Below are 16,098 nucleotides of genomic sequence, written 5' to 3'. Positions count from 1 at the left end.
AGCCCTCCATGTCAGGATACTTGTCGTCTCCGTCTCCTTGGTGAAGCAAAATGGAGGGCGGTGTGCGAATAGGTGATGACACGATATGCAATCGAGCATCGGGAATGGGTGGTGGAGCAGATGATGCCGCCGCTGAACCGGTCGATAGTGGAGTTGGCCAAGGCCACAGGGATCACGACAGTGACCTTGCGGACTTGGCGCAGGATGGCGAGAGAAGCAGGAAGAATTGTGCCGGGTGACGGAAAGCAGAGTGATCAATGGTCCAGCGCGGACAAGTTTCGCGTTGTGTTGGAGACAGCGCCGCTAAGCGAAGCGGAGTTGTCGGAGTACTGCCGCGCAAAGGGCATCCGGGCGGAGCAGATTCAGCAATGGCGTGAGGCGTGCGAGCAGGCCAATGCGGCTACCCCCGTCAAGCGAACGCTGGCGCAGCGGCGGGAAGACGAAGCGGCGCGCAGGCGAGTGCGTGAGCTGGAACGCGAGCTCAAGCGCAAGAATGCGGCGCTGGCGGAGACGGCGGCACTGCTGGTCTTGCAAAAAAAAGCCGCAGCGATCTGGGGACGGGACGAGGAAGACTGATCAGCACCCCGGATCGCTTGGAAGCCATAGAGTTGATCGATGAAGCCGTAGGCGCCGGGGCCCGTCAGGCGAAGGCGTGCGAGGCGCTTGGTTTGACCGAGCGGACCATGCAGCGCTGGCGGCAAGCCCCCGCCGACGGGCGGCTTGAAGCGCGTCGTGATGCACCGGCCAACAAGTTCAGCGAAGCAGAACGGCAGGCGGTGCTGAGGGCGGCGAACCAGCCAGGTTATGCGAGTCTGACGCCGCACCAGATCGTGCCAAAGCTGGCGGATGAGGGCATCTACGTGGGATCGGTATCGACGATCTACCGGGTGCTGCATGAAGCGGGACAAAGCCGTCGGCGTGGCCGCAGCAAGGCCCCGTGCACGCGCCCGCTGACGACGCACCGGGCCACGGGTCCGAATCAGGTGTGGTGTTGGGACATCACCTGGCTGCCGACCACGGTCAAGGGCAAGTTCTTCTACTGGTACATGATGAAGGACATCTACAGCCGCAAGCTGGTAGCCAACGAGGTGCATGAGAGCCAGACGGCTGAGCACGCCAGCCGCCTGCTGATGCACGGCTGTTTGCGGGAGCAGACAGCGGGTCGTCCGCTGGTGCTGCACTCGGACAACGGAAAGGCCATGAAAGGGGCCACCATGCTGGCAGCAATGTATGACCTAGGGGTGGTGCCATCCTACAGCCGGCCCAGGGTGAGTAACGACAATGCCTATGCCGAAGCGCTGTTCCGCACGGCGAAGTACTGCCCGATGTGGCCGGAACGCCCGTTCGATAGCCTGGAACAAGCGCGTGACTGGGTGCTGCGCTTCGTGCGCTGGTACAACGACGAGCATCGACACAGCAGCCTGAAATACGTCACGCCCAACCAGCGGCATCAGGGCACAGCCACCGCTCTGTTGGCGCGGAGGACGGCACTGTATGAAGTTGTGCGCGCCCGGAATCCGCAGCGTTGGACCACGGGCATCCGCAACTGGGAACTACCAGATGCTGTGTACCTGAACCCGGAGCGAGCACAACAAAACGGAGAGAATTACAAGCAAGCAGCGTAACGGCTGAGGCGACAACTACCTTGACACACGCCGCGAGTAAAGAAAAGTGACATCTCACACGTTCTAAAACGGCCAACACCGTACAGCCGCGACAGCAGCTAGAAGCGCCAAAACACGTCCAGCCCATCAACCATCAAAGTCGCCCAGTCGCGACAGCAGCTAGAAGCAGTAAAACCCCGCCCACAAGAGACACCCCCCCGCATCAGCGGGGCTATAAACCTCGCACGTCAGCAGCTTACTCAACGCGCCCCCAAACTCGCAGGCCGCCCGCCAAGGGCAAGCGCCAAAAATTACCGCATTCCCCTCGTCCTCTCCCTACCTCCGAATAAACTCAAGCAAATCCTGATTGATCAAATCAGGATGGGTCGTACACATCCCATGTGGCAGCCCCTTGTAAACCTTCAGCGTGCCCTGCTTCACCAACTCCGCTGACAGCAAAGCCGAATCCGCAATCGGCACGATCTGGTCATCGTCCCCATGCAGGATCAGCACCGGCACATCGATTTTCTTGAGGTCTTCCGTAAAGTCCGTTTCCGAGAACGCCTTGATGCAATCGTAGTGCGCCTTGATCCCGCCCATCATGCCCTGGCGCCACCAGTTCGCCATGATGCCTTCGGATGGCTTGACCCCCCCGCGGTTGTAGCCGTAGAACGGGAACGGCACGTCCTTGTAGAACTGTGCCCGGTTGGCGGCTAGCTGCCTGCGAAAGCCGTCGAACACCTCCATCGGCAGGCCGCCCGGGTTGGTGGCGCTCTTGACCATGATCGGCGGCACGGCGCCAATCAGCACCGCCTTGGCTACGCGGCCGGCGCCGTGCTGCGCGACGTAGCGTGCCACCTCGCCGCCGCCGGTGGAGTGGCCGATGTGCACGGCGTTTTTCAGGTTCAGATGGGCGGCCAGCGCGGCGACATCCGCAGCGTAGGTGTCCATCTCGTTGCCGGTGTCGGTCTGCGTGGAGCGCCCGTGGCCGCGGCGGTCGTGTGCGATCACCCGGAAGCCCTTGGAGAGGAAGAAGAGCATCTGCGCGTCCCAGTCGTCCGCGCTGAGCGGCCAGCCGTGATGGAACACGATGGGCTGGCCCGTGCCCCAGTCCTTGTAGAAGATGTGCGTGCCGTCCTTGGTAGTGATCTCACTCATGGAATGACCTCCTTGTGGATTGCAGCGGGACCTGCCGGATTACTGCATCGCCTGGAAGAAAGACAGCGTCCGCGCGTTGGCGGCCTTGGCTGCGTCGGCGTTGTAGTGCACGCCAGCGTTGCGCGCGAAGGCGTGCATGCAGCCGGGGTACGTGTGGATTTCCACCTTGGGGCGCTCGCGCAGGGCTTCAATGATGGTTGCGCGCGCCTGCGGCGGCACGAACTCGTCTTCTTCGGCGATATGCATCAACAGCGGCGCTGACAGCTTGCCGGCTTCGGCCAGATGCTTGTCGATGCCAACGCCGTAGTAGGACACCGCGGCATCTGCGTTGGTGCGCACCGCGGTCAGGAACGCCAGCAGGCCGCCAAGGCAATAGCCGACCGTGCCTACCCCGCCGCTCACGCCCGGCGCTTTGCGTGCGGCCTGAATGGTGGCATCGAGGTCTGCCACGCCTTTGTCCACGTCGAACGCGGTGTAGAGCGCCAGCGCCTTTTTCCATTCGGCCTCGGTCTTGTCAGTCAGCTCCACATTGGGCTCTTGCCGCCAGTACAGGTCGGGGCAGATGGTAACGAAGCCCTGGCTGGCAAAGTCGTCACACGTCTGCCGCATGTCCGCGTTGATGCCAAAGATCTCCTGGATCACGACGATGGCGGTGCCGCGCGCGTTGGCGGATGGCGTGGCCAGATAGGCGGCAAAGCTGCCGTCGGCTACGTCGATGGTGATGCGCTTGCCCATGGAAAGTCTCCCTTGCATTGGTGTGCCGGACGTACCACCGTACAGTTATAGGCGAAATCGTTGGAGACGACAGACCAAGTTGCGTGCGCCGGGCGACGCCGGCCGCCAGCGCGCGCGGGCAATCGGCGCCCCCTCAATCCCCCTTGAATCCCGAAGCCTTGATCACCGGCGTCCAGCGCGCGGCAAGCGCGTTCGCATACCTGGCGACCTCATCCGGCGCGCCACCCGGCAGCAGGTCATACCCGGTGCGCGCCAGCTTCTCCCGCACGTCCGGCATGGCCAGGACCTTGCGCACGGCGTCGCCCCACTGCGCGGCCACGTCGGGCGCGGTGCCCGCGCGCACATACAGCAGATAGCGCGACGAGGTCACCAGGTTTGGGAATCCGGACTCCGCAAACGTGGGCACATTGGGCAGCGCATCGGCGCGCTTGTCGCCGGCCACCGCCAGCACGCGGAGTTTGCCGGCGCGGTGATATTCCATGAAGGTGGTGGTTGCGTCCATGCCGGCGGATATCTGGTTGCCCATCAGGTCCGTGACCAGGGGGCCGCCCCCGCGATAGGGCACCAGGGTGCTGCCCGTATGGGATTGGGCAACGAATTCCACCGCGAGAAAATGAAGCAACGTGCCAACGGTGCTGATGCCGATGGAATGTTCGGCGGGACGGGCCTTGGCCGCCTGGACAAAATCTGCCAGTGTCTTGATCGGCGAGCTGGCGCTCACCGCCAGCCCGAACTGAACGCCGGCCACATCGGTGATGGCCTTGAAGTCGGTAACGGGATTAAAGCGCATGTTGTTGTAGATCAGCGGACCGATGAACATCGGGTCCACTGGCGCCAGCAGCACGGCGTTGCCGTCTGCGGGCGCGTTCTTCAGGACTTCGGCCGCCACGCGGGTGCCGGCGCCGGGACGGTTGTCGACGATCACGGTGCGGCCCATCGCGTCCTTCAACTTCTCCGCCAGCAAGCGCCCCATGAAATCGGCTGGCCCGCCGGCCGGGAACGGCACGATGATGCGCGAGACAGTCTGGCCCCACGCTGCACGCGAGATCACGCTGCCCGCACACAGGACGGCGGCAGTGCCGGCCAGCATGGCGCGGCGCGAGAGCCGCACAGCGGCGTTATGGTTGCGGTCGTTCATTGGATGCTCCTGGTTGGTTTGCGAAGGGGATTACCGGGCGGTGAATGGTGTGAAGCGCGCTGCGTCTTCGATGACCTGCCCGGCTCGCAGCAGCAGGTCTTCCCTGAAGCGCCAGGCCATCAGTTGCACGCCAACGGGGATGGCGCCGGCCATGCCCGTGGGTACAGATAGGCCCGGCATGCCAAGCATGGCGGTGGCGAGCAGCGGGCTCTGGGCGTCGAGCAGTGCGTGCGTTTGTTCAAGCGTTCCAATGTCCGCGTCCTGCGCGCAGGGCCGCTGCCATGACACCGGCATCAACACCAGCGGATAGCTATCCAGGAAGACCGACCAGTTGCGCGCCATTGTCTGGCGCCGCGCCAATGCATCGAGAAAGCCATCGCGGCTGGTTTGCGCCATGCCCTCGATCATGTTGCGCTGGCTGCGCCGCATGGCTTCGTCGCCGTGCTGATCCACCCCGGCGATGATGTTGCGGCGGCTGTCGTCCGTGATCAGCGTGCGCCATAGCGCGGCGGCTTCAAGGAAGTCGGGCAAAGCGGCTTCTTCCACCGTGTAGCCGGCTTGCTGCAACCAATGGGCGGCGCTGTCCAGTGCGTGGCTCACCGCCGGATCGATGGGAATGCCCGGGCAATGCTTGAAGAGCGCCACGCGGATCGGGCCCGCTGGTGGCGGCAACTCTAGCGGCGCCGGCACCCACGCCGGATCGCGCGCGTCGTAGCGCGCCATGGCTTCATAGCCGAGCCGCAGGTCGGCCATGCTGCGAGCCATGGCACCCTGCACTGACATCAGTTGCGGCGTGATGCTGCGCTCGGCGCTGGCGCTGGGGTTGTATGCGGGGACGCGGCCGACCGTTGGCCGCAAGCCGGGCACGCCACAGGCATAGGCCGGATAGCGGATGGATCCGCCGATGTCGTTGCCATGGGCTAGCGCGCCCATGCCGCAAGCCACCGCGGCGGCGGCGCCACCACTGGAGCCGCCGGGCGTGATATCCGGATCCCAGGGGTTGAGCGTGCGGCCGTGCAGGCCGTTATCCGTGAACCAGCGCGACGAGTAGGTGGCGGTGTTGCTGCGCCCCACGATGATGGCGCCGGCATTGCGCCAATGCGCCACCACGGGCGCGTCTTCATGCGCGATGTTGTTTTTGAGCGGGATCACGCCGTTGGTGGTGGCGTGCCCGGCCTGATCCACATTGATCTTGATCGTGACCGGCACACCATGAAGCGGGCCAAGTTGCGCGCCGCTGGCGACTTGCTGGTCAGCCGCATCGGCACTCGCCAGCGCTTGCCTGGCCAGCACCTCTACCAATGCGTTGATGCGCGGGTTGAGCTGTTCGATGCGTGCGAGCGCGCTGGCGGTGGCCTCGCGGCAGGAAATGTCGCGGCGGCGCACGGCGGCGGCAATATCGACGGCGCTCCAGCGCCACAGCGTTTCGGGGGTATTCACGTTGAGACTCCAGGAATTTCGGGCAAAAGCGATCCCGCCCCCAATGCAAAGCGGGAGAAGTGGGAGGTTGGTGAGGCGGATGGTGGATGCCGGCGGGCGGGCCCGCGCGGCGGTGGCTTAGCCGCTAGGGCTCATCAGCAGGCTTCCCCGGTCGACGCGTGATTCGGCCTCAAGGGCCAGGGCTTCGGCGTGCTCCATATGCTCGTGCATGAGCGCGCGTGCACGGTCGGCATCGCGCGCGCGGAAGGCGTCCATCAGGCCCGTGTGGCTGTGGAGGATTTCATCGTCGAAACGCTCGAAGCTGTCCTGCGCATTGCGCACGACGATCACGCGGCGAATGATGTCGTTGAGCAAGCGGCAGAACAGCGCCAGCATGGGGCTGCTGCACGCATCGGTCAGCCGGTCGTGAAACAGCAGGTCCGCTTCGCGCCGCTCGTTCCAGTCCGCGCTGCCTCCGTGCGCCGGATGGCTCAGTCCGATCAGCGCATCGAGCTCGGCCAGGTCAGCGTCGGTCAGGCGCAGTGCCACGTTGGCAGCCAGTTCGGGCTCTACCGCGCGGCGCAAGGCGTACAGCGTGGCGATATCGACCGGCTGGAAGTACAGAAAGTTGGAGACAGCCTCCAGGCAACGATCGTACGAGGGCTGCGCCAGCGTGGCACCACCGTTGGGCCCGGTGCTGACGGTGACCAGGCCCTGCACCTGCAGGGCGGCCAGCGCCTCGCGCACGGTCCCGCGCGCCACGCCCATCTGCTCGATAAGGGCCGCCTCCTGCGGCAGCTTGTCGCCGACCTTCTGGTGGGTCTGGACGATCCAGCGCTTGATGTCGGTGACCACCTGGTCCGAGCGCTTCACGCGCCTGGTGCCAGAGATTTGGGGCTTGGGATCCTTGGACATCGCTTACAGCCTATTTATGATCATCATTATCAGGATTATGATCGGCTGGATGATTCTTCCAATACGGGTATTCCCGGTGCGCGGAGGGAGCGCCTACAACGCCCCGGCCCCACAGGCCCGCCCGGCACCAGCAAACGCTTGCGCATTGCCAATCGTGGCGCAGCTATCATTTGCCTGGTGCCCAAATGACGGCAAGCAAAGAATGAACCGTGAGATCACCGACGCAGCTACGCTGCGGGACGCGCTATCTGAGTTGGGAGCGGATGACATCAATCACCACGGCCGCCCCCTGTCCGCGCATCTGATCGGAACCTATGCGCTTCTTGGCGCCTGGGGCAATCCCGACTTCGTTGCACTGGCCGGAGCATTCCACAGCATCTACGGCACGGAAGAGTTCGCGACCAAGGCACAGCCGCTTTCGCGCCGCGGGACGATTGCCGGCCTGATAGGGACCGAGGCGGAGAACCTTGCCTACGCCTTCTGCATCGCCGAACGCAGAGCGCTATACAACGTGCCGATCGAGGGCCCATTTCACATGGTTGCGCCAAAGCATGGGCATCGGGTTGCCATCAGCAGAGGCACCTATGCGGCGCTGTTGGAAATCGAGGTGGCCAATATTGTCGAGCAAGCTGCAAACCAGAAGGGCGTTCCTCAAGCCGTGGTTCAATTCTGGCTGCGCGCATTTGAGTCACGGCGGCTGTTTCTTTCGCGTGGTGCCGTCGCGGCCTATCGGGTGGTACTAGCTGATTACAAGGCTCGTGGGGTGTAGAAAAGCCCGCATCAGCCAGGGACGTCCCCCGGTACCAATGCACCCCATAGACAAGCCTGCCATGCCAGAGACCCTGAAAATCCGGAAAGCAACCAAGGCAGATGCCCCGGCGCTTTGCTCGGCCGAGCGGACAACAGCCGCCACCCCCGGCCTGCTTGTATCGCAGCCGTATGAGTTCCACGAATCCGCATTCGCGCAGAAGATCGAAGTCCTCTCGACAATAGGCGCCTATCTCGTAGCCGAGGTCAACGGCAAGCTGGTGGGCCACGCACTGCTGGAGCCGTTGGGACTGGAGTCCATTGCGCACGTGTTCACGCTGACGATCGTCGTCCATCCCGGGCACCTTGGCCTTGGGATCGGAACGGCGCTAATGGCAGCGTTGCTGGAATGGGCGGATCGCACGCCGGCCGTCAAGAAGATCGAACTGCGCGTGCGCGCAACCAACAACCGGGCTCGCGTTCTCTATGCGCGTTTTGGCTTTGTTCAGGAAGGACGTTTCGAGAAGCGGATACGCCTGCCCGACGGGTCATATCTGGACGATATCTCCATGGCCAGGTTTCCTCAGCCTGGATAGAGTCCAGCCCGGGCAGCCCCCAAAAAGCGAGGCCGGATACACCCGACTTCAGCTACCTCGCCCGGGACCGCCAGCCAAGCGCTGGCGACTCGACCTGCACCGCCTGCACTTCGCGACACCATCCGGCGTTTCATCGCACTGATTCGCACACCGAGCCGGCGTCGGCCGAACATGAGCACCATCGCGTTTCCCCCTGACAAGACTGGACGCTCACATGCTCACTGAAATCCTCCATCACACGCCCCGATGGGTCTGGATCCTGCTCGCGGGCCTGATCGCGCTCGGCTTCTCGCAAACCGTCCCCAGGCGGATGACGCCGGCACGCGCCACGGCTGTGCCCGTGGCCATGGCGGTGGTCTCGCTGGGCGGCGTCATCTCTGCCTTCTCTGCGCAGCCGCTCGCGCTGCTTGGATGGGGATTTGGTGTCGCTGTCGCGCTGGCGCTGGCCCACGCCATCGGCGCCTGGAGCGGCATTCGCTGGCTGGAGGCTGATCGCCGCCTGCTGGTGCCCGCAAGCTGGGTGCCGCTGGCGTTGATCCTCTGCCTGTTCATCATCCGCTACGGCGTGAGCGTGGCCATGGCGGTAAACCCCGGCTTGCTGTGGCATGGCGGCGTGGCGATGCCGATCGGCTTTATCTATGGTGCCGTTAGCGGTATCTTCCTCTCACGTAGCCTGGTGACCTGGAGGCTGACCCGGCAGGCAATGCCCAACAGCGTGCCGGGCTGATCACTCAAACCGCCACTAAAACCAGCCACTGAAGCCAGCAACCGCTATCCCGAACCACGTCCAGGCGTACAGCCATGAATGCACTCGATCAGTTTCAGCTGTTTATCGCTGCTCCGTCGGTACTGGCATTCGCCTTGATCGAGGCCATCGTCTTGTCGCGCCGCCAGCGCATCGATCGCGCGAATCCGTTGCGGATCGAGTTCACGCAATGGGTGCATCTGTTGCGCGACCTGGCCGGCGCGCGCAGCTTGCGCGCGTTCCTTGGGTACTTGTTCATGCCGCCGGGCTGGACGCCGCATGGCGAGGGCAGTACCACAGCGGAACTGCGCGCGCGACCCCCGCAGGCTGAGATGCCGCAAGGCGTTGCTGGTGGCTGACATCCGGCCACGGCGCAGCATGCGCTATCCAGCCAAGGAACTGGCCTGGCTGTTTCGCGAACTGCGGATTGGCGTGCCCGTGGCGTTCGGTGCCGCCGGCTTCTTCTCCGTCGTGTTCCGCGAGCCGTTTGGCATGAACCTGGCTTATGCCCTGTGCATCACGATGATGATTCAGGCGCTGGTGAAGCTGGGCCGCTATGGCCTCACGCGCCGGCTGCCCAATGCCTCGCCGGGCGCTCCCACCACGCAGCGGCGCTGGCCGGACTGGAAGTGGATGTTTCCGTGGATCGTCGTATCTGGCGTAGTGGGCTATTTTGGCGGGCATGCGATTGCCAACATGCTCACCGGCAGCCATGGCACGCCGTTGGATCTGATTCGCAATCCGCGCGCCCTGCTGCTGAGCATGACGGTGGCGCTGGTGCTGGCGCTCGGCATCTCTTACTTCCACTATGCGCGCGGGCGCATGGCGGCTGCGGACGCGCGGGCACAGGCGGCCATGCGCAGCGCCGCGGAGAACCAGCTGCGCTTGCTGGAGTCGCAGTTGGAGCCGCACATGCTGTTCAATACGCTGGGCAACCTGCGCGTGATGATCGGGCAGGATCCGCAGCGCGCGCAAGAGATGCTGAACCAGGTGATCTCGTTCTTGCGCGCCACGCTGCAGGCGTCGCGCTCCGGCTCGCATCCGCTGTCATGCGAGTTCGATCGCATCGCCGACTACCTGGCGTTGATGCAGGTGCGCATGGGCGCGCGGCTGCAGGTCGAGCTCGACCTGCCCGCCGGCCTCGCCAACCTGCCTGTGCCGCCGCTGCTGCTGCAACCACTGGTTGAGAACGCCATCAAGCACGGGCTGGAGCCCATCGTCGCGGGCGGCTGGATCAAGGTGACGGCCCGCCGCGAAGGCGGCACGCTGGTGCTCGCCGTGCGCGACACCGGCGTGGGCTTGAGCGAGCTACCGCCTGGCCCTGACTGCTTTGGCACATCGCAGGTGCGCGAACGGCTCGCCCAGCTCTATGGCAAAGCCGCGAGCTTCCAGCTGCTGAGCGCCGGCGATGGTGGCGATGGCGGCGATGGCGACGGCGGCACGCTGGCCATCGTGCGCCTTCCGCTATCCTGATTGACTGCCGCCCACCCTGCCCGATATCGCCTCCATGCAAACCACTGCCCTGATCGCCGAAGATGAAGTGCTGCTGGCCGCGGACCTCCAGGCTGAGCTGGCCCGCTTGTGGCCGACGCTGAACATCGTCGCGACCGTAGGCGACGGCGAGGCTGCCGTGGCGCAGGCGCTCGCGCTGCAGCCCGATCTGCTGTTCCTGGATATCCGCATGCCGGGCATGAGCGGTCTGGAGGCAGCGCAGACCCTGGCCGAGGATTGGCCCGACTCGGCCAAGCCGTTCCCGCTGATCGTCTTCGTGACGGCTTACGACAAATACGCCTTGCACGCATTCGAGCATGCGGCCGTCGACTACGTGCTGAAGCCCGTGCAGACCGACCGCCTGGCAAAAACCTGCGCGCGCCTGCAGGCCACGTTGCAACAGCGTGCGGCCCCGCACGCCGCCCCGCCATCGCTGGATGCTGCCATGGATCAGTTGCGCGTGCTGCTTGGCGTTGGCATGCCCGCGCCGCCAGCCGCACCGGCGGCCAGCCCGTTGCAGGTGATCCAGGCCAGCGCCGGCAATACCATCACGATGGTGCCGATTGACGAAGTGCTGTACTTCGAGGCCGCGGACAAGTATGTGCGGGTGGTCACCGCGCAGCGCGAGCACCTGATTCGCATGTCGCTGCGGGAGCTGCAGATGCGGATCGATCCGGCGTGCTTCTGGCAGGTCCACCGCAGCACCATCGTACGCTGCACGGCCATTGCCAGCGCGCTGCGCGATGACAGCGGCAAGCTCACCCTGACCCTGCGCGACCGGCCGGAAAAGCTGGGGGTCAGCCGGCTTTATGCGGACACGTTCAAGGGGATGTAGGCACAACGGTGTCGCGCAAGTCACGGACAAAAATCCTGCGCAGGTGTCTGCGTGCCACCGACGCTTGCCCAGCGTGTTGGCGCCGCGCCATCGTTTTCCTCCGGATTTATGCCCGCCCGTGCACACTGCGCGGCGCCGGGCTATGGCATGCCATGTGCGTGGTGAAGGGGGAGCGTCGAGCCCGGCGCTCCTCCACCACAACCCGCTCAGGAGAAGACCATGTCCACCCTATCCATCGGAAACCTGCCTCGCCTCAGCGAGCTTGAGCAGGCCGCCCGGATCGCCGTGACCGGCGGCACCGGTGTCTACCCCATGCCCATGATCATCCGCAGGGAGCCCGGCTATGGCGAGTTTCCGAAGCTGCCCGGAATGCCTGAAATGCCTGCGATCCCGAACTCGTTCCCGTGCGGCTCGCCGAGCTATCACGGGCCGCTGATGGGGCCCGACTCCGGCGAGCCGAAGATCGTTCCGCTCTGACCCCTCCCCATTTATGTCACGAACGTCACGAGACCCAACGGCACGCAAGAGGCCGAACCCCGCTTTCAAGGAGCACACCATGCACAACAAATTTGCTATTGCCACCCTCACCGCCGCAGCGCTTGCAGCGGCCTTGCTCGCCGGCGCCGCCCAGGCCGCCGGCCCCCAGGACCGTGCCCTCTACGGTGACCGCTATGGTGACCGCTACGGCTACAACTTCCGGGCCGGCAAAGTGGACCCATACACCGACGGCGGCCGCACCGGCAAGTTCGACTCGTTCGGCGAAGGCGCTCGCCAGGTTGACCCGTACACCGACGGCGCCAGGGCCTGAGTAGCGCCCGGCGAGCGAAAGCACGCGCAGGCGTGCTTTCGCTCGATCAGGCTTGAGGGCTTCAGAACCTCAGGACTTCAGCTCAGAAGGCTCCAGGTTCCACAGCTTGCTGTCGCTGGTGGACACCGCCACGGCGCCTTCCCGGATCGCGCTGCGGATGTCGTCCTTGTTGCAGACGAACCCCGAGGTCACGATGGGCGGCAGCGCCTTGCGGTCCTGGGTGGAAAGATGCGCGAGCATGGGCGCGGGCATCAGCTGCACCAGGTTGGGATCGCTTTGCTCCAGCGCCTTGACGCTGCGCGGCCAGGTCGAACGGTCGGTCACGAACACCTTCTGCATGGTGATCAGGCCGGCCCGGTTGGCGCGCTGGATGGTGGCCACCCGGGTCGAGACGAGACTGGTCACCCCGATATCGGCGAGATACTCTACGCCGCCCTTGTCCTGCGACAGCCCTTCGCAGCTGTCGATATTGACGATGACGTACTTGCCGGCCTTGGTCAGCGTGGCCACAACGGGCTGCAGCTTGCGCAGCTCCACGTTGGCAACGATGCAGACCTCGGCGTGGCTCTCGATCAGGATATCGGCCTGCTCGACACCGAAGAGCGTCGCGATAACCGGGTGCCGCGTCAGGCGTGCCCCGAGGGACTTATCCATGGTGCTTACCGATCCGGGTCGTGGGGCAGCGCGTCCGTCAGGCCGAGCTTTCCGGGGTTGAGGATGTTCTTGGGATCCAGCGCTTGTTTGACCGCCATCAGCACCGCAAACGCACTGCCCAGCGATTCGCGCATATACGGCGCGCGCAGCAGCCCGATGCCGTGATGGTGGCTCAACGCGGCATTGTATTTGATCAACACCGCGTTGGCGGCATCCCAGGCCTGGCGATACCACTTCGCCCGGTTCTCCACCTCGACCTCGCCGCGCAGCGAGAAGTACAGGCAGGCGCCGTCCACATAGGCATGCGACTGGTGCGCGGAGCCGGCCAGCGTGCCGGGCACGGCGTTGATGGCGTTGACCACATCCGTGTAGATGGCGGGCAGGTCGCTCCAGGGACTGGACATCTCCAGCGTGTCGGCGACAAAGCCGGGGCTGCGCTTGAAGCCTTCCGCGCTCTTGCCGGTCAGGTAGCGCGTATCCAGCCAGCGCTCGAAGATCGCTTCGCTGTCCAGCGCATCGCCGAGCCCCTTGCACACGCCTTCGCTGATGGCCATCACGGCATCGACCATCTCGCGCGCGCCTTCGTCGGCGATCAGCAGCACGTTGGTGTCGGGCAGGTTGAACTGCACGCGGCTCTCGAGCTCGTCATACAGGCGCAGGGCTGCGGGATTGGCGCCACGCTGCATGATCTCGCGGCAGGCTTCCAGGCCGATGGCGAAGGTCTTGAAGCCATAGGCGATGGCGCGGCCGTAGTCCGGCAGCCGATGCAGCTTGAGGCGCACGCGCACGATCACGCCGAGCGTGCCCTCCGAGCCGATGAACAGTTGCTGCAAGTCCGAGCCGAGTGCTGCGCGCGAGTAGCCGCCCACGCTGATCAGGCTGCCGTCGGCCAGCACCACATCCATGCCGAAGACCATGTCCTCGATCTTGCCGTAGCGCGTGGAAAGCTGCCCGGCACCTCGGCACGCCACCCAGCCGCCCACGGTGCTGATGGCGAAGGACGACGGCCAGTGGCCCATCGTCATGCCGTAGTCCTTCTGGATGGTCTGCTCGAACACGTCGCCGAACAGACCGGCTTCCACCTCGACGATCTGGCTTTCCCTGTCGAAGCCCAGCACCTTGTTCAGCTCGCACACGTCCAGCACGATGCCACCGCGCACCGGCAGCGCAGCGCCGGTAACATTGCTGCGGCCCGCCGACACCGTCAACGGGATCGCCGCCGCGTGCGCGATCCGCATGACGGCCTGGATCTGCGCGATCGTGGACACGCGCACGATGACGGCCTGCGGCGTGGCCGGCCGGCCCGCGGTCTCGGTCATCATGGAGCCGGCCCACCAATCGCGCGTCCAGGCCACCACGCTGGCAGTATCCGTCAGCACCTCATCGGCCACGCCGCGCAGCGCATCGATGTGCGCGGCATCCACGGCGACGGCGTTGCGCTGCAGGCCGGGCATGCTGGCGGTTTCCTTGATGGTGGCCGCATAGGCCGGCGGCGTGTGCGCGCCGACGATGTAGTTGCCACGGTTGTAGCCGCGCTTGATGGCTTCCTTGCTGATCATTGTGCATCTCCCAGTAGAACGGATTTTTCATGTGCGACGGCAGCCAGGTAGTCATTGACCTGCTGCGCCACCACGGATTCGGACAGGCCAAGCTCGGCCTGCAGGATTGCGCCCACGCGGGACGCGGCGCGCGCCGAGGCATCGCGCGCCATCAGGCGGGCGCGGATGCGGCGCGAGAGCACATCGTCCACGCTCCCCGCCAGCTCGTGGCGCGCGGCGTAGACGATCTCGGCTTCGGTATAGGGAAGCCCTTCGACAATCGGCGCCTGAAGGCGCGCATCGGCCTGCAGGATGTCGCTGACAAAGCGGGCTTCCGTGCCATAACGCTCGCCCAGGTGGGCGGACAAGCCGCCGGAGGCCACGATGGCCTGCGCGTCGTATCCCGCGGCACCCAGCAGGTACGCGGATTTGGTCTGGCATCTGTTGCGCTGGCCAATCACCTTCTGGGCCGCGTCGATGGTTTGCTCGGCCATGTGCCGGGAGGTGGTCAGCTTACCCCCGACAATAGTGACAAGGCCATCGGCGGCGGTATGGATCTCATGGTTGCGCTTGATCTCCAGCGTCTTGCCCCCCGGCGGCGCCACCAGCGGCCGGCAGCCCGCGATGCTGCCCAGCACGTCTTCGGCCTGCAGGTCCGTCTTCAACGCCCAGCGCGCGCCGTCCAGCAGGAAGTCGAGTTCCTCGCGGGTGCAGCAGACGTTGTCGAGATCGCCTTCGTAGTCTTCGTCCGTCGTGCCCAGGTAGGAGACGTTGCCCCAGCGTGTGATGGTGGCGCGGCGGTTGCGCCCCGGCACGGGGATGGTCACGGTGCAGTCGTTGCGGACCTTGAGCCAGGGAATGGCCACGTGCACGCCCTTGGCCGGGCGGATATGCAGCGTCTTTTCCTCGCCCTTCTTGCGGCCGGTCCAGTCACGCAGCCACACGCCTGTGGCCATGACGACGACGCCGGCCCTGGCGCGGATCTCTCGATCCCCGGCATGAATGATGGCGCCGTCGACCTTGCCGTGACCGTTGCGCGTGATCTCCACCACCTTCGCGTGGTTGACCACTGCCGCGCCGTGAAAGGCCGCGGTGCGGGCGATGTTCAGCGTGAGCCGGGCATCGTCCACGCGCGCATCGAAGTACATGAAGCCGCCGAGCAGGTTATCCTCGTTGAAGGTCGGGCAATGCGACAGCACCTCGGCCTTGGTGAGCTTTTGATGCAGGATGCCTTCGCGCCAGCCGCCCGCCAGGTCGTAGGTCCAGAGCAGGCTCTCGAATGCCTTGGACAGGCGCTTGTCGAACACGCCGTCCTTCTCCATCACGGGAAAGAGGAACGGCAAGCGCTGCACGAGGTGCTGCGCATTCCTGCGCAGGCGTTGGCGCTCCAGCAGGGAATGACGCACCAGCCCAAGGTTGCCCTGCTCGATGTAACGCAACCCGCCATGCACCATCTTGGAGGACTTGGACGACGTGCCGGAGGCAAAGTCGTTCTTCTCCACCAGGGCAACGCGATAGCCGCGCAGGCTGGCATCCAGCGCGGCATAGGCACCGGTCACGCCGCCGCCGACGATGAGGATGTCGAAGGTCTCGCTGCCAAGGCGATCGAGCTGCGCCTGGCGCGCCAGGCGCAGCGGTTCGGTGGATGTCATCCCGGCGCGGTCCCGGCTGGGACTTCTGGATGGAAAAACCATCATGTTTCGGCGATCTCCTGG

General features: G+C 65.0%; 17 protein-coding genes. 9 read left to right on the top strand and 8 right to left on the bottom strand.

From position 1 onward, the window contains the following. The first annotated feature begins 75 nt into the window (after positions 1–75). Positions 76–1,625, top strand: a protein-coding gene (locus tag AC1DQR_RS12860) for an IS3 family transposase (RefSeq protein ID WP_416049555.1) whose coding sequence is annotated in 2 segments (ribosomal slippage) — positions 76–562 and positions 562–1,625 — 1,551 coding nt in all. Because the reading frame shifts where the segments join, the coding sequence is not laid out codon by codon here. A gap of 315 nt (positions 1,626–1,940) precedes the next feature. Here AC1DQR_RS12860 and AC1DQR_RS12855 read toward each other — a convergent pair. The 5 genes from AC1DQR_RS12855 to AC1DQR_RS12835 form a co-directional block, all read right to left on the bottom strand. Next, positions 1,941–2,762 (bottom strand): alpha/beta fold hydrolase, encoded by an 822-nt coding sequence (locus AC1DQR_RS12855; protein WP_477133113.1) that lies wholly within the window; start codon positions 2,760–2,762, stop codon positions 1,941–1,943. A gap of 39 nt (positions 2,763–2,801) precedes the next feature. After that, a complete protein-coding gene (locus AC1DQR_RS12850; RefSeq protein WP_477133112.1) occupies positions 2,802–3,497 on the bottom strand; it encodes a dienelactone hydrolase family protein in 696 nt (231 codons plus the stop codon). A gap of 133 nt (positions 3,498–3,630) precedes the next feature. Further along, positions 3,631–4,635 (bottom strand): Bug family tripartite tricarboxylate transporter substrate binding protein, encoded by a 1,005-nt coding sequence (locus AC1DQR_RS12845; protein WP_477133111.1) that lies wholly within the window; start codon positions 4,633–4,635, stop codon positions 3,631–3,633. Between the two features lie 30 nt (positions 4,636–4,665). Further along, positions 4,666–6,075 (bottom strand): amidase family protein, encoded by a 1,410-nt coding sequence (locus AC1DQR_RS12840; RefSeq protein WP_477133110.1) that lies wholly within the window; start codon positions 6,073–6,075, stop codon positions 4,666–4,668. Positions 6,076–6,192: 117 nt separating this feature from the next. After that, entirely contained in the window at positions 6,193–6,927 is a 735-nt protein-coding gene (locus AC1DQR_RS12835) for a FadR/GntR family transcriptional regulator (protein WP_477133109.1), read from the bottom strand. On the opposite strand from AC1DQR_RS12835, the gene AC1DQR_RS12830 reads away from it, so the two are divergent. The 8 genes from AC1DQR_RS12830 (at position 6,896) to AC1DQR_RS12795 (ending at position 12,191) form a co-directional block, all read left to right on the top strand. Further along, positions 6,896–7,738: a DUF6817 domain-containing protein gene (locus tag AC1DQR_RS12830; RefSeq protein ID WP_477133108.1), complete on the top strand. Its 843-nt coding sequence runs from the start codon at positions 6,896–6,898 to the stop codon at positions 7,736–7,738. The genes AC1DQR_RS12835 and AC1DQR_RS12830 overlap by 32 nt on opposite strands. Positions 7,739–7,799: 61 nt before the next feature. Continuing rightward, entirely contained in the window at positions 7,800–8,312 is a 513-nt protein-coding gene (locus AC1DQR_RS12825) for an N-acetyltransferase family protein (RefSeq protein ID WP_477133107.1), read from the top strand. 214 nt (positions 8,313–8,526) lie between these two features. Then, on the top strand, positions 8,527–9,039 hold the full coding sequence (locus AC1DQR_RS12820) for a DUF6622 family protein (RefSeq protein ID WP_416049563.1): 513 nt from the start codon (positions 8,527–8,529) through the stop codon (positions 9,037–9,039). 74 nt (positions 9,040–9,113) lie between these two features. Then, complete coding sequence (locus tag AC1DQR_RS12815; RefSeq protein ID WP_477133106.1) at positions 9,114–9,416, top strand: hypothetical protein; 303 nt, start codon at positions 9,114–9,116, stop codon at positions 9,414–9,416. Further along, complete coding sequence (locus AC1DQR_RS12810) at positions 9,409–10,530, top strand: sensor histidine kinase (RefSeq protein WP_477133105.1); 1,122 nt, start codon at positions 9,409–9,411, stop codon at positions 10,528–10,530. Before AC1DQR_RS12815 ends, AC1DQR_RS12810 begins: the two co-directional genes overlap by 8 nt. A gap of 34 nt (positions 10,531–10,564) precedes the next feature. Further along, entirely contained in the window at positions 10,565–11,383 is an 819-nt protein-coding gene (locus AC1DQR_RS12805) for a LytR/AlgR family response regulator transcription factor (RefSeq protein WP_477133104.1), read from the top strand. A 219-nt stretch (positions 11,384–11,602) separates the two neighbouring features. Next, entirely contained in the window at positions 11,603–11,860 is a 258-nt protein-coding gene (locus AC1DQR_RS12800; RefSeq protein ID WP_416049567.1) for a hypothetical protein, read from the top strand. A gap of 79 nt (positions 11,861–11,939) precedes the next feature. Next, the gene (locus AC1DQR_RS12795) at positions 11,940–12,191 is read left to right on the top strand and encodes a hypothetical protein (RefSeq protein ID WP_416049568.1); all 252 of its coding nucleotides are present in this window, start codon (positions 11,940–11,942) and stop codon (positions 12,189–12,191) included. A 69-nt stretch (positions 12,192–12,260) separates the two neighbouring features. Here the strand turns inward: AC1DQR_RS12795 and AC1DQR_RS12790 are convergent, their stop codons facing one another. From AC1DQR_RS12790 to AC1DQR_RS12780, 3 genes are read right to left on the bottom strand one after another with little or no spacing between them, the layout of a single operon-like run. Continuing rightward, a complete protein-coding gene (locus tag AC1DQR_RS12790; RefSeq protein WP_416049569.1) occupies positions 12,261–12,845 on the bottom strand; it encodes a glycerol-3-phosphate responsive antiterminator in 585 nt (194 codons plus the stop codon). 5 nt (positions 12,846–12,850) lie between these two features. After that, a complete protein-coding gene (locus AC1DQR_RS12785; protein WP_477133103.1) occupies positions 12,851–14,404 on the bottom strand; it encodes an FAD-binding oxidoreductase in 1,554 nt (517 codons plus the stop codon). Continuing rightward, entirely contained in the window at positions 14,401–16,080 is a 1,680-nt protein-coding gene (locus tag AC1DQR_RS12780) for a glycerol-3-phosphate dehydrogenase/oxidase (protein ID WP_477133102.1), read from the bottom strand. The genes AC1DQR_RS12785 and AC1DQR_RS12780 overlap by 4 nt, the downstream gene beginning before the upstream one ends. Between the last annotated feature and the right edge of the window lie 18 nt (positions 16,081–16,098).

The sequence above is a fragment of the Cupriavidus sp. 05L411 genome, assembly GCF_056398045.1.
Note: the sequence above shows the minus strand (reverse complement) of the source record. Positions and strands in the feature narration are given on the sequence as shown.